This is a genomic window from Streptomyces sp. NBC_00859 (assembly GCF_045161865.1).
Classification (GTDB): Bacteria; Actinomycetota; Actinomycetes; order Streptomycetales; family Streptomycetaceae; genus Streptomyces.
In genome coordinates, this window is sequence record NZ_CP108826.1 from 2,529,756 (window position 1) to 2,553,948 (window position 24,193).

At 68.3% G+C, this 24,193-nt stretch carries 23 protein-coding genes and 1 riboswitch; of the genes, 8 read left to right on the forward strand and 15 right to left on the reverse strand.

All coding sequences use genetic code 11. The features are described from left to right. Positions 1 to 56: 56 nt before the first annotated feature. The 4 genes from OG584_RS10590 to OG584_RS10605 form a co-directional block, all read right to left on the reverse strand. The gene (locus tag OG584_RS10590; protein ID WP_405777306.1) at positions 57 to 1,571 is read right to left on the reverse strand and encodes a glycoside hydrolase family 3 protein; all 1,515 of its coding nucleotides are present in this window, start codon (positions 1,569 to 1,571) and stop codon (positions 57 to 59) included. Positions 1,572 to 1,579: 8 nt separating this feature from the next. Then, positions 1,580 to 2,410: a carbohydrate ABC transporter permease gene (locus tag OG584_RS10595; RefSeq protein WP_405777308.1), complete on the reverse strand. Its 831-nt coding sequence runs from the start codon at positions 2,408 to 2,410 to the stop codon at positions 1,580 to 1,582. A gap of 2 nt (positions 2,411 to 2,412) precedes the next feature. Further along, positions 2,413 to 3,390: a carbohydrate ABC transporter permease gene (locus OG584_RS10600; protein ID WP_405777310.1), complete on the reverse strand. Its 978-nt coding sequence runs from the start codon at positions 3,388 to 3,390 to the stop codon at positions 2,413 to 2,415. Between the two features lie 83 nt (positions 3,391 to 3,473). Beyond that, positions 3,474 to 4,757, reverse strand: coding sequence for an extracellular solute-binding protein (locus tag OG584_RS10605; RefSeq protein WP_405777312.1), 1,284 nt, complete (start codon positions 4,755 to 4,757; stop codon positions 3,474 to 3,476). 305 nt (positions 4,758 to 5,062) lie between these two features. Here OG584_RS10605 and OG584_RS10610 point away from each other — a divergent pair, with 305 nt between their 5' ends. Further along, the gene (locus OG584_RS10610; protein WP_405783991.1) at positions 5,063 to 5,827 is read left to right on the forward strand and encodes a GntR family transcriptional regulator; all 765 of its coding nucleotides are present in this window, start codon (positions 5,063 to 5,065) and stop codon (positions 5,825 to 5,827) included. 21 nt (positions 5,828 to 5,848) lie between these two features. Here the strand turns inward: OG584_RS10610 and OG584_RS10615 are convergent, their stop codons facing one another. Further along, on the reverse strand, positions 5,849 to 6,814 hold the full coding sequence (locus OG584_RS10615) for an aldo/keto reductase (protein ID WP_405777314.1): 966 nt from the start codon (positions 6,812 to 6,814) through the stop codon (positions 5,849 to 5,851). A 254-nt stretch (positions 6,815 to 7,068) separates the two neighbouring features. On the opposite strand from OG584_RS10615, the gene OG584_RS10620 reads away from it, so the two are divergent. The 5 genes from OG584_RS10620 to OG584_RS10640 all read left to right on the forward strand — a co-directional run bounded on the left by OG584_RS10620 (position 7,069) and on the right by OG584_RS10640 (position 13,267). After that, a complete protein-coding gene (locus OG584_RS10620) occupies positions 7,069 to 7,311 on the forward strand; it encodes a DUF3311 domain-containing protein (RefSeq protein WP_405777316.1) in 243 nt (80 codons plus the stop codon). Next, positions 7,308 to 8,939, forward strand: coding sequence for a monocarboxylate uptake permease MctP (mctP, locus tag OG584_RS10625; protein WP_405777318.1), 1,632 nt, complete (start codon positions 7,308 to 7,310; stop codon positions 8,937 to 8,939). Before OG584_RS10620 ends, mctP begins: the two co-directional genes overlap by 4 nt. A 129-nt stretch (positions 8,940 to 9,068) precedes the next feature. Next, entirely contained in the window at positions 9,069 to 9,569 is a 501-nt protein-coding gene (locus OG584_RS10630) for a GNAT family N-acetyltransferase (protein WP_405777320.1), read from the forward strand. 46 nt (positions 9,570 to 9,615) lie between these two features. Next, positions 9,616 to 9,757, forward strand: a riboswitch (cobalamin riboswitch). 127 nt (positions 9,758 to 9,884) lie between these two features. Next, the gene (locus OG584_RS10635) at positions 9,885 to 12,242 is read left to right on the forward strand and encodes a ribonucleoside-diphosphate reductase subunit alpha (protein WP_405777322.1); all 2,358 of its coding nucleotides are present in this window, start codon (positions 9,885 to 9,887) and stop codon (positions 12,240 to 12,242) included. Further along, on the forward strand, positions 12,242 to 13,267 hold the full coding sequence (locus OG584_RS10640; protein WP_405777324.1) for a ribonucleotide-diphosphate reductase subunit beta: 1,026 nt from the start codon (positions 12,242 to 12,244) through the stop codon (positions 13,265 to 13,267). Before OG584_RS10635 ends, OG584_RS10640 begins: the two co-directional genes overlap by 1 nt. A gap of 108 nt (positions 13,268 to 13,375) precedes the next feature. Here the strand turns inward: OG584_RS10640 and OG584_RS10645 are convergent, their stop codons facing one another. The 3 genes from OG584_RS10645 to OG584_RS10655 form a co-directional block, all read right to left on the reverse strand. After that, positions 13,376 to 13,648, reverse strand: a complete 273-nt coding sequence (locus OG584_RS10645) for a DUF4190 domain-containing protein (RefSeq protein ID WP_405777326.1) — start codon at positions 13,646 to 13,648, stop codon at positions 13,376 to 13,378. A gap of 60 nt (positions 13,649 to 13,708) precedes the next feature. Beyond that, positions 13,709 to 13,864, reverse strand: coding sequence for a hypothetical protein (locus OG584_RS10650; RefSeq protein WP_405777328.1), 156 nt, complete (start codon positions 13,862 to 13,864; stop codon positions 13,709 to 13,711). Positions 13,865 to 13,937: 73 nt separating this feature from the next. After that, complete coding sequence (locus OG584_RS10655; protein ID WP_405777330.1) at positions 13,938 to 16,346, reverse strand: MMPL family transporter; 2,409 nt, start codon at positions 16,344 to 16,346, stop codon at positions 13,938 to 13,940. A gap of 104 nt (positions 16,347 to 16,450) precedes the next feature. Here OG584_RS10655 and OG584_RS10660 point away from each other — a divergent pair, with 104 nt between their 5' ends. Next, positions 16,451 to 17,059: a TetR/AcrR family transcriptional regulator gene (locus OG584_RS10660; RefSeq protein WP_405777331.1), complete on the forward strand. Its 609-nt coding sequence runs from the start codon at positions 16,451 to 16,453 to the stop codon at positions 17,057 to 17,059. Positions 17,060 to 17,123: 64 nt separating this feature from the next. Here OG584_RS10660 and OG584_RS10665 read toward each other — a convergent pair whose 3' ends face one another. The 7 genes from OG584_RS10665 to OG584_RS10695 form a co-directional block, all read right to left on the reverse strand. Next, a complete protein-coding gene (locus tag OG584_RS10665; protein WP_405777333.1) occupies positions 17,124 to 17,438 on the reverse strand; it encodes a DUF4873 domain-containing protein in 315 nt (104 codons plus the stop codon). After that, positions 17,431 to 18,351: a diiron oxygenase gene (locus tag OG584_RS10670; protein ID WP_405777335.1), complete on the reverse strand. Its 921-nt coding sequence runs from the start codon at positions 18,349 to 18,351 to the stop codon at positions 17,431 to 17,433. Before OG584_RS10670 ends, OG584_RS10665 begins: the two co-directional genes overlap by 8 nt. Further along, complete coding sequence (locus OG584_RS10675) at positions 18,341 to 19,279, reverse strand: HesA/MoeB/ThiF family protein (protein ID WP_405777337.1); 939 nt, start codon at positions 19,277 to 19,279, stop codon at positions 18,341 to 18,343. The genes OG584_RS10670 and OG584_RS10675 overlap by 11 nt, the downstream gene beginning before the upstream one ends. Beyond that, the gene (locus OG584_RS10680) at positions 19,279 to 20,325 is read right to left on the reverse strand and encodes a hypothetical protein (protein ID WP_405777338.1); all 1,047 of its coding nucleotides are present in this window, start codon (positions 20,323 to 20,325) and stop codon (positions 19,279 to 19,281) included. Before OG584_RS10680 ends, OG584_RS10675 begins: the two co-directional genes overlap by 1 nt. Before the next feature lie 29 nt (positions 20,326 to 20,354). Further along, positions 20,355 to 21,572 (reverse strand): acyl-CoA dehydrogenase family protein, encoded by a 1,218-nt coding sequence (locus OG584_RS10685; protein WP_405777340.1) that lies wholly within the window; start codon positions 21,570 to 21,572, stop codon positions 20,355 to 20,357. 93 nt (positions 21,573 to 21,665) lie between these two features. Then, complete coding sequence (locus OG584_RS10690) at positions 21,666 to 22,055, reverse strand: SCP2 sterol-binding domain-containing protein (RefSeq protein ID WP_405777342.1); 390 nt, start codon at positions 22,053 to 22,055, stop codon at positions 21,666 to 21,668. Between the two features lie 801 nt (positions 22,056 to 22,856). Then, positions 22,857 to 23,063: a hypothetical protein gene (locus OG584_RS10695; protein WP_405777344.1), complete on the reverse strand. Its 207-nt coding sequence runs from the start codon at positions 23,061 to 23,063 to the stop codon at positions 22,857 to 22,859. Between the two features lie 82 nt (positions 23,064 to 23,145). On the opposite strand from OG584_RS10695, the gene OG584_RS10700 reads away from it, so the two are divergent. Next, on the forward strand, positions 23,146 to 24,123 hold the full coding sequence (locus OG584_RS10700) for a helix-turn-helix domain-containing protein (RefSeq protein ID WP_405777346.1): 978 nt from the start codon (positions 23,146 to 23,148) through the stop codon (positions 24,121 to 24,123). Positions 24,124 to 24,193 lie beyond the last annotated feature (70 nt).

The window sequence follows — 24,193 nt, forward strand, 5'->3', positions numbered from 1 at the left end:
CCCTCGGGTGCCCGGCCATCGTCTTGCGCTCCTGACGTTTCGCTCCGCGCGGTGCGCTAACGCGTGGCGACGCCCGCGATGACCTCGGCCGCCGCACGGCCGCAGACCCGGGCCGCGCCGTGCGTCGCCAGGTACAGCGCCCCGCGCGGCTCGGCCAGCGGGACACCCATCTCGACCACCACGGTGTCGGGGCGCGCGGCGAGCAGCGCGTCGAGCACGGCCGGCATCCACGGGTGGCGGTGGGCGTCGCGGACGACGGCGACGATCGTGCGCCCGCCCGCGGCGGCCAGCACATCGCCCGGCGCGCTGTCCGCTCCGTACGTGCCGGTGCCGGTTCCGGGCAGCAGGGCCGCCAGCTCGGCTGCGATGCCCCACGGGGTCTCGTCACCGACAGCGATGTTCGCCCCGGGGGTGAAGGCGGCGACGTAGGGGGCGGTGGTCAGCGGACGGTGGTCGGCCGGGACGGCCCGCAGCGCACGCCGGGCCGCGACGAGGCCGACGTCGGAGCCGGGCGCGGTCCCCTCCTGCGACGCCGCGCCCGGCTCCGAAGCCCCCCTGGCCCGGCGTGTCCACCCTGCGAGCTCGCGTACCCGCGTGGCGGCGTCCGCCAGCCGTTCCTCGGGCAGTTCGCCCGCCCGTACCGCCGCCACCAGCGCGTCACGCAGCCGCAGGACGGTGCCCTCGTCCGAGAGGCCGCCGCCCACACAGATGGCGTCGGCGCCGGCCGCGATGGCGAGGACGGTGCCGCGTTCGATGCCGTACGCCGACGCGATGGCATTCATCTCGATGCCGTCGGTGACGATCAGCCCCTCGTAGCCGAGTTCGCCGCGCAGCAGACCGGTCAGAATCTGCGGGCTCAGCGTCGCCGGGCGCTCACGGTCGAGTGCGGGGAGCAGGATGTGCGCGCTCATGACCGACTTGGCGCCCGCTGCGATGGCGGCCCGGAAAGGCACCAGCTCACGGGCGTTCAGCGTTTCCAGGTCGGCGTCGATCCGGGGCATCGCGTGGTGCGAGTCGACCGCAGTGTCCCCGTGGCCGGGGAAGTGCTTGGTGCAGGCCGCGACCCCGGCGGCCTGGAGGCCCTCGACGTACGCGGCGGTGTGCCGGGCCACCAGTGCGGTGTCGGAGCCGAAGGACCGTACGCCGATGACCGGGTTGTCCGGATTGGAGTTGACGTCGGCGGACGGGGACCAGTTGTGGTTGACCCCGCACTCGGCGAGACGCCGGCCCAGCTCGCGGGCGACGGCGCGGGTGAGCTCAGGGTCGTCGACCGAGCCGAGCGCGAGGTTCCCGGGGAAGGACGAACCGGTGCGCACTTCCAGACGGGTGACGTCGCCGCCCTCCTCGTCGATCGCGACGAGGACGTCGTCCCGCTCGGCCCGCAGCTGGGCGGTGAGCGCGGCGACCTGGGGAGCGCTGGTGACGTTGCGGCCGAACAGGGCGACGGACGCGAGCCCTTCGCTGATCCTGCGCAGCAGCCAGTCGGGCGCCGTGGTGCCGGTGAAGCCGGGCTGGAGAACGGCCAGCGCGTCGCGCGTGAGCTTGTCCGTACCCGTGGTGATGGTGGTCATGGGCGGCGTTATCCCTTCACTGCACCGGAGGTGAGACCACTGACAGCCTTGCGCTGCAAGTAGACGAAGAGGATCAGGATCGGGATGGCGAAGAGCGAGGAGGCAGCCATGGTCGCGCCCCAGTCGTCACCGAACGCCGTCTGGAACTGGGAGAGCCACAGCGGAAGCGTCTGCGACCCGATGTCCTTGTTGAGGATGAGCACCAGCGGGAACTCGTTCCACGCGGTGACGAAGCCGAAGAGCGAGGTGGCCATGAGACCCGGGCCGAGCAGCGGCAGGATCACCTTGATGAACGCCTGCGGGCGGGTACAGCCGTCGACCATGGCGGACTCCTCCAGTTCCTTGGGCACCGCGGCCACATAGCCCCGCAGCGTCAGGATCGTGAAGGGCAGCACCATCATCATGTAGAAAACCGTCAGTGGGACCAGGCTGTTCAGCATGTCCGCATCGCGGACCAGCATGTAGATCGCGATGACCATGACCTCCCAGGGCGCCATCTGCGCGATCATGAAGGTCAGGAGCACCCCGCGCCTGCCCTTGAAGCGCATCCGCGCCATGGCGAAGGACGCGAGGAGCGCGATCACCAGGGACGAGAGCACCGAGACCACGGTGACCACGAAGGAGTTGCGTACCAGCGTCCAGAAGTGGTCCGCGGCGACGACCTTGCTGAAGTGCGACAACGTGGCGTCGGTCGGGAACCACACGGGGGTGTCGGTGATGATGTCGCCGGTCGGCTTGAAGGCCGTGGCGAACATCCAGTAGACGGGGAAGGCGAAGCCTATGAAGAGAATGATCGCCGTTGCGTTGGGCCAGAACCGGCCGAACAGGGAGCGCCTCACAGCTAGTCCTCCTCTTGCTTCAGTACGGTGCGAAGGTAGTAGCCCGTCAGTACGAGCAGCACGATCATCGTCAGGAACGAGATCGCCGCGCCCATGCCGAAGTGCTGGTTGCCGACGCCCTCGACGAAGGCGTACACGGGCAGAGTCTCGGTGAGCCGGTCCGGGCCGCCGCCGTTGATCGCGAAGATCTGGGTGAAGGACTTGAAGACCCAGATGACTTCGAGGAACGTCGTGGCCAGCAGGAACGGCTTGAGCAAGGGGAACGTCACCGAGGTGAAGCTCTTCCAGTTCCCGGCGCCGTCGAGCGACGCGGCCTCGTAGAGCTCCCCGGGGATGGTCGTCGATGCGGCGTAGAGGTTGATCGCTACGAAGGGGACCGACTGCCAGACGATCAGGAGCGTGACCACCGAGAACGTGGAGAACTGGCTGCCGGTCCAGTTGAAGTCGGCCATCGAGTGCCAGCCGAGGCTGTCGAGCACGTAGTTGACGACACCGAAACGCTGGGCGAACAACCACTGGTAGACGGTGGTGGCCGCGATGACCGGCATCGCCCAGGCGAGCACCAGACCGAGCATGAGAAGCAGACGCATCTTCTTGCCGAGGCGGGCAAGAAGGAGGCCGGTGAGCGTACCGAGAACCATGATCAGTACGACGTTCGCCGCGGTGAAGAAGATCGACCGCTCGACGACCTTCCAGAAGTCCGAGCCGCCCAGGACGTCCTGGTAGTTGGAGAAGCCGTTCCACTCGGTCAGATGGAGGATCAGCTGGCGCGGGTTGAGGTTCTGGAACGACAGCATGCCGTTCTTGACCAGGGGGTATCCCAGCAGCACCACGGTGGCGAGCAGTGCGGGGACCAGGAGCAGATAGGGGGCCGCGCCGCCGGTTCTCCTTCCGGCCGCCGCCGGACCGCCGGGTGGCGCGTCTTCCTTGGCGGGGACGGCCTGGGGGACCGAGTCCGCGTGTTCGGTCTGCACTGACATGCTCGCCATCTCTTCTTGAGCCGTACGGTCGAGATCCATGCGGGCACGCCGGGGGGCGGTGGCCCGCCCCCCGGTGGCCGCGGTCAGTTCTTCTGCGCCAGGCGCTTGTTGATCTCACCCTCGACGGCTGCCGCGGCGGCAGCCGGCGACTTCCCGGAGAGGACCGAGGTCATGTAGCTCTTGACCGGGTTGGGGTCGTTCTCCACGGCCGCCCACTCGGGGATGAGCGGGGTGGTGCCGCCCGACACCGCGGCGGCGGGGGCAGCGGCCTCGCCCGCGGCGTTGCCCTTGAGGTTGGAGTCGAGCGACGCCTTGTTCGGGACGATGCCGCTCTCCTTGGCGAGCGCGCCCTCGAACTTGTCCCCGAGCGCCATCTTCAGGAACTCCTTGGCCAGGTCCTGCTTCTTGCTGGCCGCGGCCACCGCGAAGTTCGACCCGCCGAGGAAGACGCCCTCGGGCTTGGCGGCGGTCTCACCGGGGATGGTGAAGTAGCCGATGTCCTTAGCGATCTTCTTGTTGGCCGTGATGGCCGTACCGGCCTCCCAGCCCATGCCGATGAAGGCGCCGACGTTGCCCTTGGCGAAGACCTCGGCCTGCTGCGGGTTGGCCTCGTCCTTGTCCTTGGACGCCTTGGAGTACGACTGGTACTTCTTGTAGAGCTCCATCGCGGCGGTGACCTTGGGGTCGGCGAGGTTGGAGACGTACTTGCCCCCGCTCTTCTTGACGAGGTCCGCGCCCTGGCCGATGGTGAGGCCGTCGAAGAAGTACCAGTTCTGGCCAGGCAGGTAGATCGGCTCGGCCTGGCCCTTCTTCTTGATCGCGTCGAGGTCCTTGAAGAACTCGGCGCGGGTCTTCGGGGTGCCGGTGATACCGGCGTCCGCCCAGACCTTCTTGTTGTAGATGACCACGCGGTTCGCGAAGTACCAGGGGGCCGCGTACTGCTTGCCCTGGTAGACCGAGGACTTGCTGAGCGACGGCGTCCAGTCGGCGCCGATCTGGCTCTTCAGGTCGCTGAGGTCGGCGAGGCCGCCGGTCGCCGCGTAGGCCGGGGTCTGCGTGTTGCCGACCTCGATGACGTCGGGCGGGGTCGACTCCGAGAGAGCGGTGGTGATCTTCTGCTGGATCCCGTCCCACTTCTGGGTCTCGAACTTGACGGTGGCGCCGGTCTTCTTCTTGAAGGCGGCCTGGAGGTTCTTGGTCCAGCCGGGGGGCGTGGAGCCGTCCATCGCCCAGACGGTCAGGGTCTGCCCCTTGTAGCCGTCGGCCCCCGCCTTCTTGCTGCTGTCCTTACTGTCGTCCGAGCCGCAGGCCGCAACACTGGCCAGCATTGCCGCCACACCGATCGCCGCGATGAGTCCGCGCTTCACGACACCCTCCTCAGGGATGAAAAAAGCTTCCCCCCACCACCCGAGAACGCCGTTTCTGCCGCAACAAGTGCGACCGGTACTGCCCGTGGGGCTGGGACCTGGTCTTTAATGGTTTAGACCAGTACTCGGGAGCTTGGCCTAGACCTATTGGGGTGTCAAGGGTGTATAAGAAAGGCTGTCGTGTCCGTTATCGGACCGACACCTGAGGGAGGGCGGCGACCCATGACCGGACCGTGCCACCATGTGAGCCGCGACAGACGGAGGAGCCGGTGACGGCAGCAGCGCAGCACTCGGGAAGGCAGGCGATGGGCACCAACGGGGGGACCGTGGAGGCGGGTGGCACAACACCCGGACGCACCGCGCGGGTGCCCAAGTACTACCGCCTCAAGCGGCACTTGCTCGACATGACGGAGACGCTCCCCCCGGGCACACCCGTGCCGCCCGAGCGGACCCTCGCCGCCGAGTTCGACACTTCGCGCACCACTGTGCGCCAGGCGCTCCAGGAACTGGTCGTGGAGGGCCGTCTGGAGCGCATCCAGGGCAAGGGCACGTTCGTGGCCAAACCCAAGGTCTCGCAGGCCCTCCAGCTCACCTCATACACCGAGGACATGCGGGCGCAGGGGCTTGAGCCCACGTCCCAGCTGCTGGACATCGGTTATGTCACCGCGGACGACACCCTCGCGGGACTGCTCGACATCACGGCCGGCGGACGGGTACTGCGGATCGAGCGGCTGCGACTGGCGAGCGGTGAGCCGATGGCCATCGAGACCACGCATCTGTCCGCCAAGCGCTTCCCCGCGCTGCGCCGTTCGCTCGTGAAGTACACCTCGCTCTACGCCGCGCTGTCCGAGGTGTACGACGTCCGCCTGGCCGAGGCGGAGGAGACGATCGAGACCTCACTGGCCACGCCGCGGGAAGCCGGGCTGCTCGGGACGGACGTCGGGCTCCCGATGCTGATGCTCTCGCGCCACTCGATCGACGAGCGGGGCGAGCCGGTGGAGTGGGTGCGCTCGGTCTACCGCGGCGACCGCTACAAGTTCGTCGCGAGGCTGCGGCGGCCGACCGGCTGACACCGGCCGGCCCCGCTCCGGTCAGGCCGCGTCGAGCAGAGTGCGGTGCTCGGCGTCGAGTTTGAGGTCGACGGCGGCCAGACACTCCTCCAGCTGGGCGACGGAGCTGACCCCGATGACGGGCAGCACGGAGGGCGAACCGCCGAGGAGCCACGCCAGGACGACTTGGTTCGGCGTTGCTCCCGTCTCCGCCGCCACCGCGCGCACCGCGGCGAGGCGGGCGGCCGTCCCCGGGTGGTCGTACTCGGCGGGCACCGGCCGGTCGTCCCGGCCGTACGCACCGCTCAGCAGCGTGGAGTAACCCAGCAGCGTCAGCTCGTCGGGCTCGGAGCTTACATAGTCGAGAAGTTCATCGGAGGCGTGCGGATTGACCCCGAAATCGACGCCGGGCCGGGGCTGGAGGTAGGTGTAGCGCTGCTGGATACAGCTGTATCCGGCCACGGACAGCTCCCGGGCCGCGACGCGGGCCTGCTCGATGCGCCACGCGGTGTGGTTGCTGGCTCCGAGCACCCGTACCTTGCCGTCCGCGACCAGCGAGCCGAGCCCGGCCACCTGCTCGTGGACCGGAGTCCTGCGGTCTTCGATGTGCGAGTAGAAGACGTCGATCCGGTCGGTGCCGAGACGGCGCAGTGCGGCTTCGGTCTGACGTCGCATCACCTCGGGCGCCAGCCCCTCGGCCTTTTCGGGCCAGGGCGCGTCCAGCGGGTCGGGCAGCGCCCCGGCCTTGGTGGCGAGCACGACCCGGTCCCGCACACCCCGGCCGGCCATCCAGCGGCCGATGAGGTTCTCGCTTTCCTCGCCGGTACAGCCGTCGACCCAGAACGCATAGGTGTTGGCGGTGTCGATGAACGTGCCGCCGGCGTCGAGGAAACGGTCGAGTATCGCGAACGCCGTGGCCTCGTCGGTCATCGAGCCGAAACGCAGCGCACCCAGGCAGAGTGCGCTCACATCGAGGCCTCCGGTCCCGCCCGTCCTCACGTACTTCATATGTGCTCCCAGCCAACTGAAGGTGCCGGGCCACCCGGCATCCGGTCCCGACTGTAGGAGCCGGGCGGCCGCCACGTGGCCATATCCGAAAAAAGGTCTAGGCCAATAGCGGCGCAGGGGTGGTTGCCGTCGAAATCAACCGATTGAGCGGCGTTGCCGTTCCGGTATGCGGATAGGGCTTCCGCCGGACGAGCTTCCTCGCCTAGATTTCCTGCGCGTTGTACCAGGTGCTCAGTGAGGGGACGGACCGCACCATGCCCGAGAAAAAACCGGTGGTCACGCCGGTGCGCGTGATCATCGCGGTTTGTCTGATCGCACCCTTCGCAGCCATGCTCTGGGTGAGTTCGTACGCGAAGGTGGACCCGGCCTTCATCGGTATCCCGTTCTTCTACTGGTACCAGATGCTCTGGGTGCTCATCTCGACCGTACTCACGATGACCGCGTACAAGCTGTGGCAGCGCGACCAGCGCGCGCGCAAGGGAGGTGCGTCCGCATGAAGGACGGTGTGAACGGCGTCGCGCTCGGCGTCTTCATCTTCTTCTTCGTGGCCGTCACGGTCGTCGGCTTCATGGCCGCCCGCTGGCGCCGCGCGGACAACGCGGCCACCCTCGACGAATGGGGGCTCGGCGGACGGTCGTTCGGCACGTGGGTCACCTGGTTCCTGCTCGGCGGCGACCTCTATACGGCGTACACCTTCGTCGCCGTCCCCGCGGCCGTCTACGCGGCGGGCGCGGCGGGATTCTTCGCCGTGCCGTACACGATCCTCGTCTACCCGCTGATCTTCACCTTCCTGCCGCGGCTCTGGTCGGTGTCCCACAAGCACGGCTACGTGACGACATCGGACTTCGTCCGCGGGCGCTTCGGGTCGAAGGGGCTCTCGCTGGCCGTGGCGGTCACCGGAATCCTCGCCACGATGCCGTACATCGCGCTCCAACTGGTCGGTATCCAGGCGGTTCTCGATGTCATGGGCGTGGGCGGCGAAGGCAGCAACTGGTTCGTCAAGGACCTCCCGCTGCTGATCGCCTTCGCGGTGCTCGCCGCATACACCTACTCGTCGGGGCTGCGGGCCCCCGCACTGATCGCCTTCGTCAAGGACGGCCTGATCTACATCGTCATCCTGGTGGCGATCATCTACATCCCGATCAAGCTCGGCGGCTTCGACGACATCTTCGCCAAGGCAGGCCACGCGTTCTCGCAGACCAACCCTGCGACGGGCAAGCCACGCGGGGCGCTCGCGCCGGCCGCCGCGGGACAGTGGGGTTACGCGACGCTGGCGCTCGGATCGGCGCTCGCGCTGTTCATGTACCCGCACTCGATCACGGCGACGCTCTCCTCGCGCAGCCGCAACGTGATCCGCCGCAACACCGCGATCCTGCCGCTGTACTCGCTGATGCTCGGACTGCTCGCGCTGCTCGGCTTCATGGCGATCGCCGCGGGCATCAAGGTGAAGAACGGCCAGCTGGCGATCCCCCAGCTCTTCGAGAACATGTTCCCCGACTGGTTCGCGGGCGTGGCCTTCGCCGCCATCGGCATCGGCGCCCTGGTACCGGCCGCGATCATGTCCATCGCGGCGGCGAACCTCTTCACCCGCAACATCTACAAGGACTTCATCAAGCCGGGTGCGACACCCGCCCAGGAGGCCAAGGTCTCCAAGCTGGTGTCACTCGTGGTCAAGGTCGGCGCGCTCCTGTTCGTGCTCGCCATGGACCCGACGGTGGCGATCAACTTCCAGCTCCTGGGCGGCATCTGGATCCTGCAGACGATGCCGGCGCTGGTCGGCGGGCTCTTCACCCGGTGGTTCCACCGCTGGGCGCTGCTCGCCGGCTGGGCGGTCGGCATGGTCTACGGCACGCTCGCCGCCTACGGCGTGGCCAGCCCGACCCAGGCGCACTTCGGCGGCTCGTCCAAGGAGATCCCGGGCATCGGGCAGATCGGCTACATCGGTCTGACGGCGTTCGTGCTGAACGTCGTGGTGACGCTGGTACTCACCGTCGTGCTCAACGCGGTCAAGGCACCGGCCGGGATCGACGAGACCTCGCCGGAGGACTACACGGCGGACGCCGGTGACAAGGACGTCCAGGTGGAGCTCCCGCCGGCCACCGCCGCCAGCCCCGCCGGACGCTGACGGGCCGGACACCGGCAGCAGGTCCGGGCCGCCGCATCTCCCCCGGGAGATGCGGCGGCCCGCTGCGTTTCCCCGGCCCGCAGGCTGACGCCCCTGCCGCGGGCCGGCGCCGTACGGCACACTGCCCGCATGGACATCGCCATCAGGCCCGCCGAACCGCGGGACTACGAGGAACTCGGCGCGATCACCGCCCGCGCCTACCTCCAGGACGGGCTGCTGGACTTCGGCGCCGACGACCCGTATCTCGACCTGCTGCGCGCGGTGGAGCAGAGGGCGGCCGGGGCCGAAGTACTGGTAGCGGCCGATGATTCGGGGCGGCTGCTCGGCGGGGTGACCTTCGCCCGGCCCGGCAGCGAATGGGCCGACATCGCCGGACCGGGCGACGCGGAGTTCCGGATGCTCGCGGTGGACCACACGGCTCGGGGGCAGGGCGCGGGTGAGGCTCTGGTCCGTGCCTGCGTCGCGCGGGCACGGACCTGCGAGGGGGTCTCGCGGCTCGTCCTGTCCACTCAGCCGGCGATGGCCGGGGCCCACCGGATCTACTCCCGGCTGGGCTTCATACGGACGCCTGAGAGGGACTGGGACCCCATTCCGGGGCTGACCCTGCTGACGTACGCACTGCTCCTCTGAACCCGAGCTGACCGCCCACGACACAACATATGGGGGGTGCTTTCCGAACGGCACCCCACATGTATGCTCGTGCTCGCTGTCGTCGCAGGGGAATCCGGTGCGAATCCGGAACTGTCCCGCAACGGTGTGATCAGTGCGCTTTCGCGCACCGCGGAGTCCGAGGACCTGCCGACAGCACATCCGGTTCGACCGAACCGGATGGGAAACGTCCGGGCCTCGCGGTAGGGCCTGCGGATGCTGTGCGGTGTGCTGCTCTGCTGTGCCCGTACGCGCCCGTGCCCCCGCCGGCCCCAGCCGAGCGAGGGAGAGCGCACCGTGACCATCGCGCCCACCGCACCTGTCACCGAGCAGGTGGCGGACGCCCCGGGAACCGTACTGCTGCGGACCCTGACCGACCTCACCGCCGATCTCACCGACACCGACCCCGGCAAGGTCGCCGCTGCCGCCCTGCGCGGGCGCAACGCCGCGTCGGACGAGGCCGAGTTGCGGGAGCTGGCCACCGAGGCGGCCGCGGGTCTCATCTCCGAGGACCCGGCGTACTCGCGGCTCGCCGCCCGGCTGCTCACCCGCACCATCGCGGACGAGGCGGCCGGACAGGGCGCGGTGTCGTTCTCGGAATCCGTCGCCGCGGGCTTCCGCGAGGGCCTGATCGCCGACCGCACGGACAGCTTCGTACGGCTTCACGCCGCGCGGCTGGACGCGCTCATCGACACTTCGGCCGACGACCGCTTCGGGTACTTCGGGCTCCGCACCCTCTACAGCCGTTACCTGCTGCGCCACCCGATCACCCGCCAGGTGATCGAGACCCCCCAGCACTTCATGCTCCGGGTCGCCTGCGGTCTGGCCGCCGACGAATCGGCGGGCGCCCTGGACGAGGTGGCCGCGCTGTACGCGCTGATGAGCCGCCTCGACTACCTGCCCTCCTCCCCCACGCTCTTCAACTCGGGCACCCGGCACCCGCAGATGTCCTCCTGCTATCTGCTGGACTCGCCGCTGGACCAGCTGGACTCGATCTACGGGCGCTACCACGAGGTGGCCCGCCTCTCGAAGCACGCGGGCGGCATCGGCCTCTCGTACTCCCGTATCCGCTCCCGCGGTTCGCTGATCCGGGGCACGAACGGGCACTCCAACGGCATCGTCCCCTTCCTCAAGACCCTCGACGCCTCGGTCGCCGCGGTGAACCAGGGCGGCCGGCGCAAGGGCGCAGCAGCCGTCTACCTGGAGACCTGGCACTCGGACATCGAGGAGTTCCTGGAGCTGCGCGACAACACCGGTGAGGACGCCCGGCGTACGCACAACCTCAACCTGGCGCACTGGGTACCCGACGAGTTCATGCGCCGGGTCGACACCGACGGCACCTGGTCGCTGTTCTCGCCCGCTGATGTGCCGGAGCTGACCGATCTGTGGGGCGACGCCTTCGACGCCGCGTACCGCAAGGCCGAAGCCGAAGGTCTGGCCAGGAAGACGATTCCCGCCCGCGAGCTGTACGGGCGGATGATGCGCACCCTCGCCCAGACCGGCCAGGGGTGGATGACCTTCAAGGACGCGTCGAACCGGACTGCCAACCAGACCGCCGAGCCCGGCTCCGTCGTCCACTCGTCGAACCTCTGCACCGAGATCCTCGAAGTGACGGACGACGGCGAGACGGCGGTCTGCAACCTGGGCTCGGTCAACGTCGGCGCGTTCGTCTCGGGCGACTCGCTCGACTGGGAGCGCCTGGACGCGACCGTCCGCACCGCGGTCACCTTCCTCGACCGGGTCGTGGACATCAACTTCTACCCCACCGAGCAGGCGGGCCGCTCCAACGCCAAGTGGCGTCCGGTGGGCCTGGGCCTCATGGGGCTCCAGGACGTCTTCTTCCAGCTGCGGCTGCCCTTCGACTCCCCTCAGGCCAGGGCGCTCTCCACCCGGATCTCCGAGCGGATCATGCTCGCCGCGTACGAGGCGTCCTGCGACCTCGCCGAGAGCAACGGTCCGCTGCCCGCCTGGGAGCGGACCCGCGCGGCGCGCGGTGTGCTGCACCCCGACCACTACGCGGCCGAGTCCGCCTGGCCGGAGCGCTGGGAGGCGCTGCGCGCCAGGATCGCGAAGACCGGTATGCGCAACTCGCTGCTGCTGGCCATCGCGCCGACCGCCACCATCGCCTCGATCGCCGGGGTGTACGAGTGCATCGAACCGCAGGTCTCCAACCTCTTCAAGCGCGAGACCCTCTCGGGTGAATTCCTCCAGGTCAACGCCTACTTGGTGAACGAGCTCAAGCAACTGGGCGTCTGGGACGCGCAGTCCCGTGAGGCGCTGCGCGAGGCCAGCGGTTCGGTCCAGGGCTTCAGCTGGATCCCCGAGGAGGTCCGCGTGCTGTACCGCACGGCGTGGGAGATCCCGCAGCGCGGCCTGATCGACATGGCCGCGGCCCGTACCCCGTACATCGACCAGAGCCAGTCGCTGAACCTCTTCCTGGAGACGCCCACCATCGGCAAGCTCTCCTCGATGTACGCCTACGCGTGGAAGCAGGGCATCAAGACCACGTACTACCTGCGCTCCCGTCCGGCGACGCGCATCGCGCGGGCGGCGCGCTCCGCCACCGTCCCCGCCCAGCAGGCCCCGGCCGCCGCGGACGCGGACGCCATCGCCTGCTCCCTTGAGAACCCCGAGTCCTGCGAGGCCTGCCAGTAATGAGCACCGATTCCCAGAAGTCCGAGAAGAACCTGCTCGACCCGGGCTTCGAGCTGACCCTGCGTCCGATGCGCTACCCGGACTTCTACGAGCGCTACCGGGACGCGATCAAGAACACCTGGACGGTCGAGGAGGTCGACCTCCACTCGGACGTCACCGACCTGGGCAAGCTCTCGCCGGGTGAGCAGCACATGATCGGCCGGCTGGTCGCGTTCTTCGCGACGGGCGACTCGATCGTCTCCAACAACCTGGTGCTGACGCTCTACAAGCACATCAACTCCCCCGAGGCGCGGCTGTATCTCTCGCGCCAGCTCTTCGAGGAGGCCGTGCACGTCCAGTTCTATCTGACGCTGCTCGACACCTACCTGCCCGACCCGGAGGACCGCGCGGCGGCCTTCGACGCGGTCGAGGAGATCCCCTCCATCCGGGAGAAGGCGCAGTTCTGCTTCCGGTGGATGGACTCGGTCGAGAAGATCGACCAGCTGGAGACGCAGACGGACCGCCGCCGCTTCCTGCTGAACCTCATCTGCTTCGCCGCGTGCATCGAGGGGCTGTTCTTCTACGGGGCCTTCGCGTACGTGTACTGGTTCCGCTCGCGGGGGCTGCTGCACGGTCTGGCGACCGGCACCAACTGGGTGTTCCGTGACGAGACCATGCACATGAACTTCGCGTTCGAGGTGGTCGACACGGTCCGCAAGGAGGAGCCCGAACTGTTCGACGACGCGCTGCGGCAGCAGGTCACCGACATGATGCGCGAAGCGGTCGAGGCGGAGCTGCAGTTCGGCCGGGACCTGTGCGGCGACGGGCTGCCGGGGATGAACACCGAGTCGATGCGCGAGTACCTCCAGTGCGTCGCCGACCAGCGGCTGACCCGGCTGGGCTTCGCGCCGGTGTACGGCTCGGAGAACCCGTTCTCCTTCATGGAGCTGCAGGGCGTCCAGGAGCTGACGAACTTCTTCGAGCGGCGCCCCTCGGCCTACCAGGTCGCGGTCGAGGGCTCGGTCTCCTTCGACGACGAGTTCTGACGGGCCCGGAGGATCAGTACTGCCGCGGGGCTGTCCCGGGACCTCTCCCGGGACAGCCCCGCGGTCTTCGGCCGGTGGCGTCCGGAGTCCGGCTGAACGAGTCCCCGGTCAGGCGGTGAAGCTCCAGACCAGCGTCCCGTGCGCGGTGACCAGGACCGCCATGACCACCAGGTCGGCCACGCCGAGGCCGAGTCCCAGCAGCGCCCTGCCCCGGCGCGGAGTGCCGAGCCACAGCGCCATCGCGGCGAGGACTATCGCCATGGGGCCGAGGAACACGTTCATCACCAGCAGCCCGACGAGCCCGAGCACGAATGAGGCGACGGCCATCCCGTCGGCGTCCCTGGCTTCGCGACGGGTCGGGGAAGTGGAGGCGACATCCATGGCTGGACTCCTGTTCCGGTTCGGCACCGGTCCGGTTCGGCGTTTGTTCGGGTGGGGCGCTCAGCGCCGCGTACGCGGGTAGCGCTCACGGATGGCGAAGCCCAGCAGCCAGCAGCCGATGACGGCGGAGGCAACGAGGCTGATGTGGCCGGGGATCTGTGTGACAGCGCCCATCAGGACACCGAACAGCAGGAGCACGATCTCGACGGGAAGCATCTTGCGTCCTTTCGGTCTGCGCGCACGCGGACGGAGCAGGGAAACGGCTCGAACGGCCCGGCTGCGGAAGCCCTCAGCGACGGGCGAACTCCGCGGACTCCTCCCCGTGCGGCGCGGTGTCGTGCGTACCGCTCCCCGCGGCGGAACCGCCGGGGTCTGGACGACCGGGCATCCACCAGTTCCAGCGGCCCATGAGCCGCATCGCGGCCGGGACCAGGACGAGCCGTACGAGTGTGGCGTCCAGGAGGACCGCGATCGCCATGCCGAAGCCGAGTTGCTGGATCGGCACGATCCCGGCGAACCCGAACGCGCCGAACACGGCGACCATCAGTGCGGCGGCGCCCGAGATCAGCGGCGCGGTACGCGTCAGACCGCGTGCGACGGAGGCCGTGTTGTCGCCGCTCACCCGGTACTCCTCACGGACCCGGCCGAGCAGGAAGACCTCGTAGTCCGTACTGAGGCTGAACAGCAGCGCCAGCAGCAGCACCGGCACGAAGTTCTGCAGGTAGTCCGTCTTCTGGAAACCGAGCAGCCCGGTGCCGAACCCCTTCTGGAAGACCAGGACGAGCACACCGTAGGTCGCCCCGATGGACAGCAGGTTCATGGCGATGGCCTTGACCGGGAGCAGCAGTGAGCGGAACGCCAGCATCAGCACGATGAACACGGCCACCAGCATCAGCGCGATGACCTCGATCAGATGGTCCTGGATCACCTGATTGGAATCGATGCCCTCGGCGGTCTCACCTCCGACTACGGCGTGCAGCGGTCCGGACAGGGAACCGGACCGCTGCCGCACGTCGTGCAGCAGGGTGCGTACCGCGTCGCTGGACGAGCGGTCGTCGGGGATCACCTCGAGCACGGTGGTCCGGTCCGTGTCCGCGACGTAGTGCCGGACGGTGTGGCGGGCGTCCGCGGGCAGTTGTGCCATGCGTGCGCCGGTCAGAGCCGCGAACGGCGCACCGGGAGAGACCTTCTGCAGTGTGCCGATCCCCGATTCGACCCGTGCCACGTGCGGCAGTGCGGCCAGGTCGTCCCGCAGTCGCACCAGCTGCTCCGACTGCGGCACCGACTGGAGCGGGCTGGAGGAGGTGACCACGACCTGCAGCGGGGACGTGGTGCCGACGCCGAACTCCTTCTGGACCTCGTCGTAGCCGACCCGGACCGGCGAGGAGTGCGGGATGATCCGCGAGTCCGGCGAGAAGGTCCGCAGCTGCACGGCGGGCGCGGCGACGGCGAGCAGCACGACGGTGGTGCCCACCAGGAACAGGACGGGGCGGTTCATCACCCGCACCGCGGTCCGGTACCAGCGGCCGGACGTCACATCCGTGCTCGCGGCGGCGGGGGTACGTGAACGCCACGGCATCCGCACCCGGCCGGCGTTGATGCGGTGGCCGAGGAAGTGCAGCAGCACCGGGAGGAAGACCACGGAGCTGAGTACGGAGAACGCGACGACGACGATGCTGCCGAGGGCGATGGAGAGGATCACGTTCAGGTTGATCAGGAACAGGGTGCACATCGCCATCGCGATGGTGATTCCCGAGGCGATCACCGTATGGCCGGAGGTGCGCAGCGTCGCGGCCACCGCGGCTTCGACGTCCTTCCCCGCTGCCAGCTCCTCCTTGAATCTGGTGATCATGAAGAGCGAGTAGTCGACTCCGACGCCGAGTCCCAGCATCGTCGCCGCGTTCTCCACGAAGACCGACAGCTCGACGTGCGCCGCCAGCGGCGCCAGCAGGCCGAGAGTCAGCACGATCGCGGTGACGCCGGCGGCGAGCGATGCCAGCGCGGCGACCACGCCACGGAACAGGAACAGCAGGATGACCACGATGAGCGGCAGCGTGATCAGCTCGGCCTTGACGAGTCCTTGCTGGCTGAGGGTGTTGATCTCTCCCCAGAAGGACGCCGGGCTCACCAGCGAGACGTCCAGACCCTGAGCGCCGAAGCGGTCGGTCAGGTCCTTCTGGACCTTGGGAAGTTCACGGCGTGCTGAGCCGTCGTCCCGGCCGAGTGCCACCGAGACGGTGGCCGTCCGCCCGTCCTTGCCCTGGAACGCGGCACGGTTCTGCCGGGAGAGCGTCGTCCAGCCGTAGCTGTCGGTGACCTTCAGGGCCGGTTCGGCCGTCACCGCCTTCGCCACCGACCGCACGCGCTGCTCGAACTGCGGCGACCCGGCGCCGTACCGCTTGTCGTGGACGACGAGCGTGACCGTGACCTGGCCCCGGCCCGTGAAGCCGTGCTCCAGCCGGGTCGCGGCCTTGGCCGAGTCGGATCCGCTCACGAACCATCCGCCGCCGCTCAGCGAGTCGGCGATGGACATCGCCCCGGTGCCGGCCACGGCAAGCGCGACGATCCACAGAACCAGCAGGGGCCAGCGGAGACGGGAGGTGAACCGCGCCGTGGCTGCCGCCACCCCGCGCCGGCCCGCGACGGCGGCCCCTTTGCGCCCGGCCCTGGGCGGCGAGGAGGAATGATGCTCGGTCATGACGTGGCTCCCGATGCCTGGAGAAGTCGACAGATTCGCGGGATACTGAAAGCAACTCGCGTTCACTTACATACTCACAGTCGGTGAGTATCCTTGGAGGTACTATGCCAGTCAAGTCACGACGCGAGGAGTACGCGGCTCTGACCAGAGCGGCGTTGCTGGAAGCGTCATCACAGCTGTTCGTGGCGAAAGGTTTCGGCCCCACCTCGGTCGACGACATCGCGGCCGCCGCGCGGGTCAGCAAGGGCGCCGTCTACTACCACTTCCCCGACAAGCGGACGATCTTCGACGAGGTGTTCCGCGCCAGTCAGCAGGCGGTCATGACGCACGTCGCGGAGGCCGCGTCGACCGACCAGGACTCTCCATGGGCGCTCGCGGAGTCCTCGGCGCGGGCCTTTCTGCACAGCTTCGAGATCGACGCGGACAAGAGGTCCCTGCTGCGGCAGTCCGCCGGGGTCCTCGGTGTCGAACGCTGCCGCCAGATCGACGAAGAGCTGGCCCTGCCCCAGATGCGTTTCCTGCTGGAGGTCCTGGACAACCGCGGTGAGCTGCAGCCCGTCGACCTGGACACCGCGGCGACCGTGATCTTCGGCATGCTCTGCGAGGCAGCGACGTCGGTGGCTTTCGCCCGCAGCCCCAAGAAGGCGGCGCGCGACGCAGGCGAGGTCGTCGTCCATCTGCTCTCGGGGCTGCGGAAGCCCGCGGAGTCGTGAGGGCGGTCCAGGCCACTCCGGTCGCCGCTGCGACCGGAGTGCCTGGACCGCGCGCTGCAAGGGTTCAGCTGACTTCTTCGACAGTGCTGATGACGTGGAACGGCGGTGCGCCCACCCCGCGGATGCGGTAGCGGTCCCACAGATCGGGTTCGGAGATCTCCGCCTCGACCGCACCCGCCGATGTGGCCAGCACGCAGGCGGTCTTGCGGCTCCCGACCGTGGCGCCGACGGCCGGATTGCCGGTCACCCTGCCGTACCAGTGGTAGCGGCCGTCGATGGGCTGGAAATACCCGGCGAGCCGCACGGTCACCGCCAGTTCGGTGTCGTTCACGATCACGACGGCGGGGCCCTCGTAGCCGATGTCGTCCTCGTCAGTCACGGCTGTCCGCCTTCAGGAATCCGGCCTTCCGCCAGATCCTGGCGCTGGAGCCGCCGATCAGACCGAGCGACCGGTAGTACGTCGTGATCCGCTCGGCCGCCGAGCTGAAGGTCTCCCGTACGTACGGATTGGCCACCGCCTCCTTGCGGGCACTCGCGGGAAGCCCCGCACGGGAGTACATCAGGGGATTGAAGAACTCCTGGCTGAACGTCTGGATGGAGAGGGCCAGGAGTGTCCGCAGTGCCGACAGCCGGGCCTTGGACAACTGCGGTACGAAGCGTTCGAGTTCGGTCCGGGCGAAGCTGATGTGCCGGGCCTCCTCGACGACATGGATCCGGGACATGGTGCGCACCAGCGGCTGGACGGTCTCGTCCGCCGCGACCTCGCGCTGGATCTGGTCGAAGATCTCCTCGGTGAGGAGGATGAGCGCCCAGAGCGCGGCAACGGGGACCACGGACTTCAGCAGGCGGCCGCTCTCCCGGATGCGCCACGGGGTGAGATAGACCTCGCTGCCCATCTTCTCGACCACGTTGGCGAACATGATCATGTGCCGGACCTCGTCCGCCACCTCGGTCAGCGCGAACTGGACCTGCGGGGTTGCCACGTTCCGGTCGTAGATGTACCGCGAGACCATGTGGAGCAGCATGTGTTCCGTCCAGACGCCGAGGCCGATGGACGAGGCCATCTCCTCGCGGCTGGACACGATCTTCTGTTCAAGGGTGAGCGTGTCCCAGATGGGGGTGGAGTAGAGGGTGCAGCGCTTCTCCGGCAGGAACCACTTGCCCTCCACCAGTGGGGCGTCCCAGTCGATGTCGAGCCGCGGGTCGTAGGAGTGCCGGCTCGATGACACCAGCAGCTGCCGGGCCTTCTTCGTCTGGCCGGCCAGCGGGTCGGCGGTCGTCTCAATGGCCACGGGTGTTTCCCTTCTCAGGTACCGGCGGGGAGGACAGCGGTGAGTACGCGCGCTTGCGGGCGGCCAGCTCTCTCAGCCCGCCGAGCAGGACGAGGGGCCGCTGTGTGGCCGCGGCCCAGCGGCCCGCGCGGCGGCGGGTGGCCCGGTGCACATCCACCGCGACATTGCGGCGTACCTGCTCCCCGGCCAGGATCTCCGCGGTCATCCGTGCGCTGAGAGCGCCGAACAGCAGTGAGGCGTACACGAGTTGCGGAACGCTGTACTCCGTGTCCGCCAGATGCTCGCGGGCGTTGAGCAGCATCTCCAGGGGGATGTGGCGCACCGGTATCACCTTGAAGAGCAGGGACCACACCATCGCCTGCTCGGTCATGGCCGCGGTGATCTTCCCGTCGAACGGGCGGGACCCGGCTCTGCGGTAGTCGTAGAAGCGGATGTACTGCGTGCCGGCCATGTCGTAACCGGTCAGTACCGGCAGGCGTTCCCGGACCGCGGCGGCGTGCAGCAGGTACTTCGCCCGCCACCCGGAGCGCTCGGTGACATCGACACCGTCGATGACGAGGGAGCAGCCCGAGACCAGGCGTGCCACGTTGTCCTCGGTGATGCCCTCCGGAACCACCTCCACCTGGGCATACGGGTTGATGGCTGTCACACGCGCGGCGGCGACATCCGCCTTGTTGCTGCCGATGTCGGTGACCACGGCGTGCTGCCGGTTGAGGTTGTTGAGTTCGAAGCTGCCGTTGTCCGCGAGCACGAAGTTCTGCGCGCCGAGGCGGACCAGGGGTTCCACAGCGGCTCCGCCGGTCGAGCCGCAGCCGGCTATCAGCAGCCGGGCGCGGCTCAGCTCGGACTGCGCACGGTCCGACACGAAACCGCGGTTGCGCCGGGTCAGGTCCGCGTAGAAGTCCGGCTGCGTTGCGTGCGTCGTCATCAGGCCGCCACCTCGATGCTGTTCACGGTCCCCGCGAGACTGGCCATCAGATCCCGTACCGCACGGAACGGCGCCGCCGCCGTGGCGGCCTGCTCGACCAGCGCGGCGCGCCGTACCGCTTCCTCGCGTGGGGGAAGCACCGCGATGAAGGGAAGCACCTTGTCGCGGGTGACGTACATCGGGTGCATCAGGTCGGTCGGCCCGAGGTCGGGTGTGGTGCCTTCCACCAGATGCACTTCCAGCCCGAGCAGCACCAGGTGCCGCAGCGCCACGTGCCGTTCCACATCGCCGACGAGCATCCGCGTACGTGAGTCGGGGTGGCACAGCGCTCCGGTGATTCCGGACAGGAGCTCCAGCGTGACGCGGAGCCGCTGGGTCCGGTCGGTCATCGCGTGGTCGTGGACGAAGCGCTTCACTTCCCGTATCGCGTGGGTCGACAGGCCGCGCGACGCGGGCAGCAGCGACAGGAGCCGCATCCCGTGGGCCTGCTCGCAGGGGAAGAGGACGCGCTCCTCGGCGGACACCGGCTGCGGCTCGGGGTCGCCGCTGTGCGCCAGCGAGACATAACCGAGGATCCGGCCGGTCCCGGTGTCGGTGGCGATCACATGGATGTCGGCATCGCCGAACCCGTGTATCGGTTCACAGAATAAGGACTCGTTGAAGACGATGTCCGGGCTCGCATACCCGGCCTGCAGGTACTGGGAGAGCCGGAACACTCCGAGACCCATGAGATAGCGGCGCGGAATCTGCTCGGTGAGTGCTGCCGTCACGGTCACACCCTGACCGCGGTCCGCGCGGTACAGGTAATTACCGCTCTGTTCCAGCTCCTTCGAGAGACCTCGGAAGCTGAGCCGTTCCTGCATGGCGAGGATGTCGCGGATGTAGCGACGGCGTATTCGGACGATCGCGGGCTCAGCCGGCGGTGCCGGACTGTGAACGGCCTTGAGCGGAGTGGGTCGGGGTCCGGGTGCCTCCAGGTAGGGAATACCGCTGGGAACATGCCATGGAACTGCCGCGCCGACGGCGGGCATTGCGATCCCGTCCATTGGGGCTCCTCTTGTTGAAGCGGTGGGGATCAGAAGTCGTCCTCGGAGTAAAGGGCTTCCGTGATGGCGAGTGCGAGGACCTCGGGGGTCCCTTCGTAGATGCGGGCGCCGAAGGATTCACGGACGAACTTCTCCATGCCGTGCTCGCGCAGATATCCGCGGGCGCCCATGAGCGACATGGCTTCCTGAGCGACCTCGATCGCGACACGGTCCGCGAAGAGTTTCGCGGTGGCCGGCTCATAAGCGGGGGCAGGCATGGCCGTGTCGGTCGTCTGGGCGGCCTTGAGATACATCAGCCGCGCCGCGTCGGTCTTCGATGACATCTCGGCGAGCTTGCGCGCAGTGAACTGGTGCATGTACAGCGGAACACCACCCTGCACACGGTCTTCGCACCACTGCTTGGCGAGATCGAAAGCGCCTTGTGCGATGCCCGTGGAGATGGCGGCGACCGTTGCTCGCGCCATGTTCATCTGCTGGATGTTGATGAGCATGCCGTTGCCTTCGCCACCGACGATGTTCTCCACCGGTACCTGCACATCTTCGAGGAGCAATTCGCTTCCGAGGCACGCCCGGTAACCCATTTTGTCGGCGACCGGGCCACGCGTGATTCCGGGGGTGTCCAGCGGAACGATGAAGGCGGTGAGGCCGGTGGCGCCCGGATGCCCTTCCAGGTTCGCGTACACACACCCGAAGTCGGCGACCTTGGCGTTGGTGATGAAGCGCTTGCGGCCGTTCAGGACGTAGTGGTCGCCCTGCCGGCGCGCGCTGACGACATCGGTGGCGTGCTCGGCGTTCTCCGGGATGAGCAGGTCACAGCCCGCCGCGTCCTCGGTGATCGCGTTGCACGCCAGCACGGGGGTGTCGCCCGAGAACCGCGGAAGGAACCGGGACTGCAGACGGGTGTCGGCCGAGAGCAGGACCGGCGCCTGGCCCAGAAGTGTGGCGCCGAAGATCAGGGCCGTTCCGGCGCACGCCTTGGCTATCTCCTCCAGGGCCACGGCCACGCCGAGGACGCCCATCCCCAGGCCGCCGTACTCCTTGGGAACAACCAGGCGCAGCAGTCCGGCCTCATGTCCGCGCTGCACCAGTTCCCAGTCGAAGTCGTCGAAGGCGGCCCGGTCGTTGTCCGCGACCCGGGGCCTTACCTCCTTGTCGACGAAGTCCCGGACCCGCTGCCTCAGCTCCTGGATGTGGGAGGGCTCGGTGAGGAAATCACCGGATGAAGTGTTCTCTGTCGTGATGCTCACTGTTCTCCATGCCTTTATCGTGATTTTTTGCGTGCAGCCTGCCGGACCCGGCCCGGGATGCACGGCAGGACGGACTGTCCGGGATCTCCGCCGTCAGGTGGGCAGTCCTTCGGACTCGGCGATCTCCGGGTACTGGTCGAACGCAGGCTGGAGAAGCGGAACGAATTCGAGGACCTTGGCCACATTGCCCTTGATGCGCACCTTGCCCGTCGCCAGCGCGACCGGCATCAGCAGCTTGCCGAGCCAGAGGCTGTGAGCGGTGTCGCTGCTCATCTTGATACGGATCGCCGCAGCGCGTTCCGGGGCGCCCAGGGTGACGTCGTCGGGAGTGACCGACAGCTCGAACTCCGGCCTGGTCTGGATGAGATGCAGGGAGATCTGGGAGTCACGCATACGGCGCGCGAACCCGTCGTCCTTGATGAGGATTTCGAACAGCCCGCTGAAGACCTTGATGGCCTGCTCGGGGGAATTGAAAATTGGCATGACAAAACTCCCGTGTCGTTCTGGGACCGCCGAGCGGACATCGGCAAACGGACGGCGAGAATTACGGCGCCGGTCATCATGGCACCATGAAGCAATCCGCACCCGGCCGAAGTCGACGTCGCACACAGCGGAATGAACCATGGGCCGGAATGAACCCATGGGTGAGTACACGACATGTGCCGGCGGGGGCGACACAGACGTACAGGGCCGTGAGGGCCCCAGCGGTCAGAGTTGCCGACAGCCGGGGGTCACGCGGGATGTGTCACGGTCGGGCCGTAGAGCCAAGGGAATACGGGGCATGAAGGGCCCACCGGAGAACGCCACTGGGCCACGCCGAAGAGAGGGCGCGGCTGTCGTCCGCGATCTGGAGTGGTACGCGGCAGGCGGAGCGGTGCGGCGGCATCGCGTGACATCTCTGCTGTCGAGAGCGTTCACACGATCCAGGCACTGACGATTCGTCGCCTGAAAGGGAAACAAAGCCGGTATCGCTGGTTCGCACACTTCCGCACTCCCCCGTGATGATGCTTCTCTCCGTCTCCCCCCGGCATCACATCACCGATGAGCAGGAGAAGCGTCGCTGCGCTGTACCACGCCTGAATGTTACTGCCACCCAGTCAGCGACTGCAAGTCAGTCATTGGGCGCGTGTTGAATGATGAGCGGATCCTGTCGGCCGTGTCGATGCGGACGTGTTCCGCGCCACCCGGGCGTGTGTTCCACAGTTTGATATGGCCCTGGTGGCAACGGCATTGGGCGCGGCGGAGACCTTCCTCCACCGCGCCCGAATACGCCTCGTGCTCATGTCAGACGCTTCGCGCGCCCTCGCTCCGCACGGAAGGAGAACGGAGCACCCGGATGCGCGGCTCCCGCCCGGCGGCGGGCCCGGGTCCCGGCGGGCGCTGGGCGAGTTGACGGTCGATGCGGCGCTCGCGGGCGTGCCAGATCAGCGACGGCAGGGCGAGGAGAAGGAAGACGGCGGCCACGGTCAGATAGTTCAGGAAGGTGCTCATGGACTCAACCCTGGCGCCGGGAGCCCGGAAAAATCAGTGGCAGGACTGACACACAACAGGGAATTACTGCCACACTCGACGCATGTTGAAAAACGTCGTCGCTGTCCTGCTGGACGGAGTGAACCCCTTCGAACTCGGCGTGGTCTGCGAGGTGTTCGGACTCGACCGCAGCGATGAGGGCCTCCCGGTGTACGACTTCGCGGTGGCCTCCGCCGAAGGGCCCGCCCTGCGGACGCACGCCGGGTTCACGCTGTGCACCGAGCATGGCCTGGAGCGGCTGGAGGAGGCCGACCTGATCGCCGTGCCGGCCGCCGAGTCCCGGGGGGACCGCGACTATCCGCCGGCGCTCCTCGACGCACTGCGCCGGGCGGTGGAGAGAGGCGCCCGGGTACTCAGCGTCTGCTCCGGCGTCTTCGTGCTCGGCGCGGCGGGGCTGCTCGACGGCCGCCGCTGCGCCGCGCACTGGCGCCACGCGGACGAGCTGGCCCGCGCCTTCCCGCGGGCCGTGGTGGAGCCCGACGTGCTGTACGTGGACGAGGGCTCCGTCATCACATCGGCGGGCACGGCCGCCGGCATCGACGCCTGCCTGCACATCATCCGCAAGGAGCACGGCCCGCACGTCGCCAACAGGATCGCCCGGCGCATGGTGGTTCCACCGCACCGGGACGGCGGTCAGGCGCAGTTCGTCGAACGCCCGGTGAGCCCGGCTCGCGGGGACAGCGTCGCGGATGTGCTCGGCTGGATGGAGCAGCACCTCGACGAGGAGCAGACCGTGGAACAGCTCGCGGCCCGCGCCCTGATGTCACCGCGCACCTTCGCCCGCCGTTTCCAGCAGGAGACGGGAACAACGCCGTACCGCTGGCTGCTGCGCCAACGGGTTTTGAGGGCACAGGAGTTGCTGGAGGCGTCCGACGAAACGGTGGATGCGATCGCCGGCCGGGTCGGTTTCGGTACGGGTGCGGGGCTGCGGCACCACTTCCTCCGTACGCTCGGCACCACCCCGAACGCCTACCGCCGTACGTTCCGGGGCCCGGCCGCCGCCCTCCCGGACGCGTCCTGAGCGAGGGCGCACCGGCCGCACTGCCAATGCGACGACAGCCCTCCGATGTCACACGTCAGGTTTGTCCAAC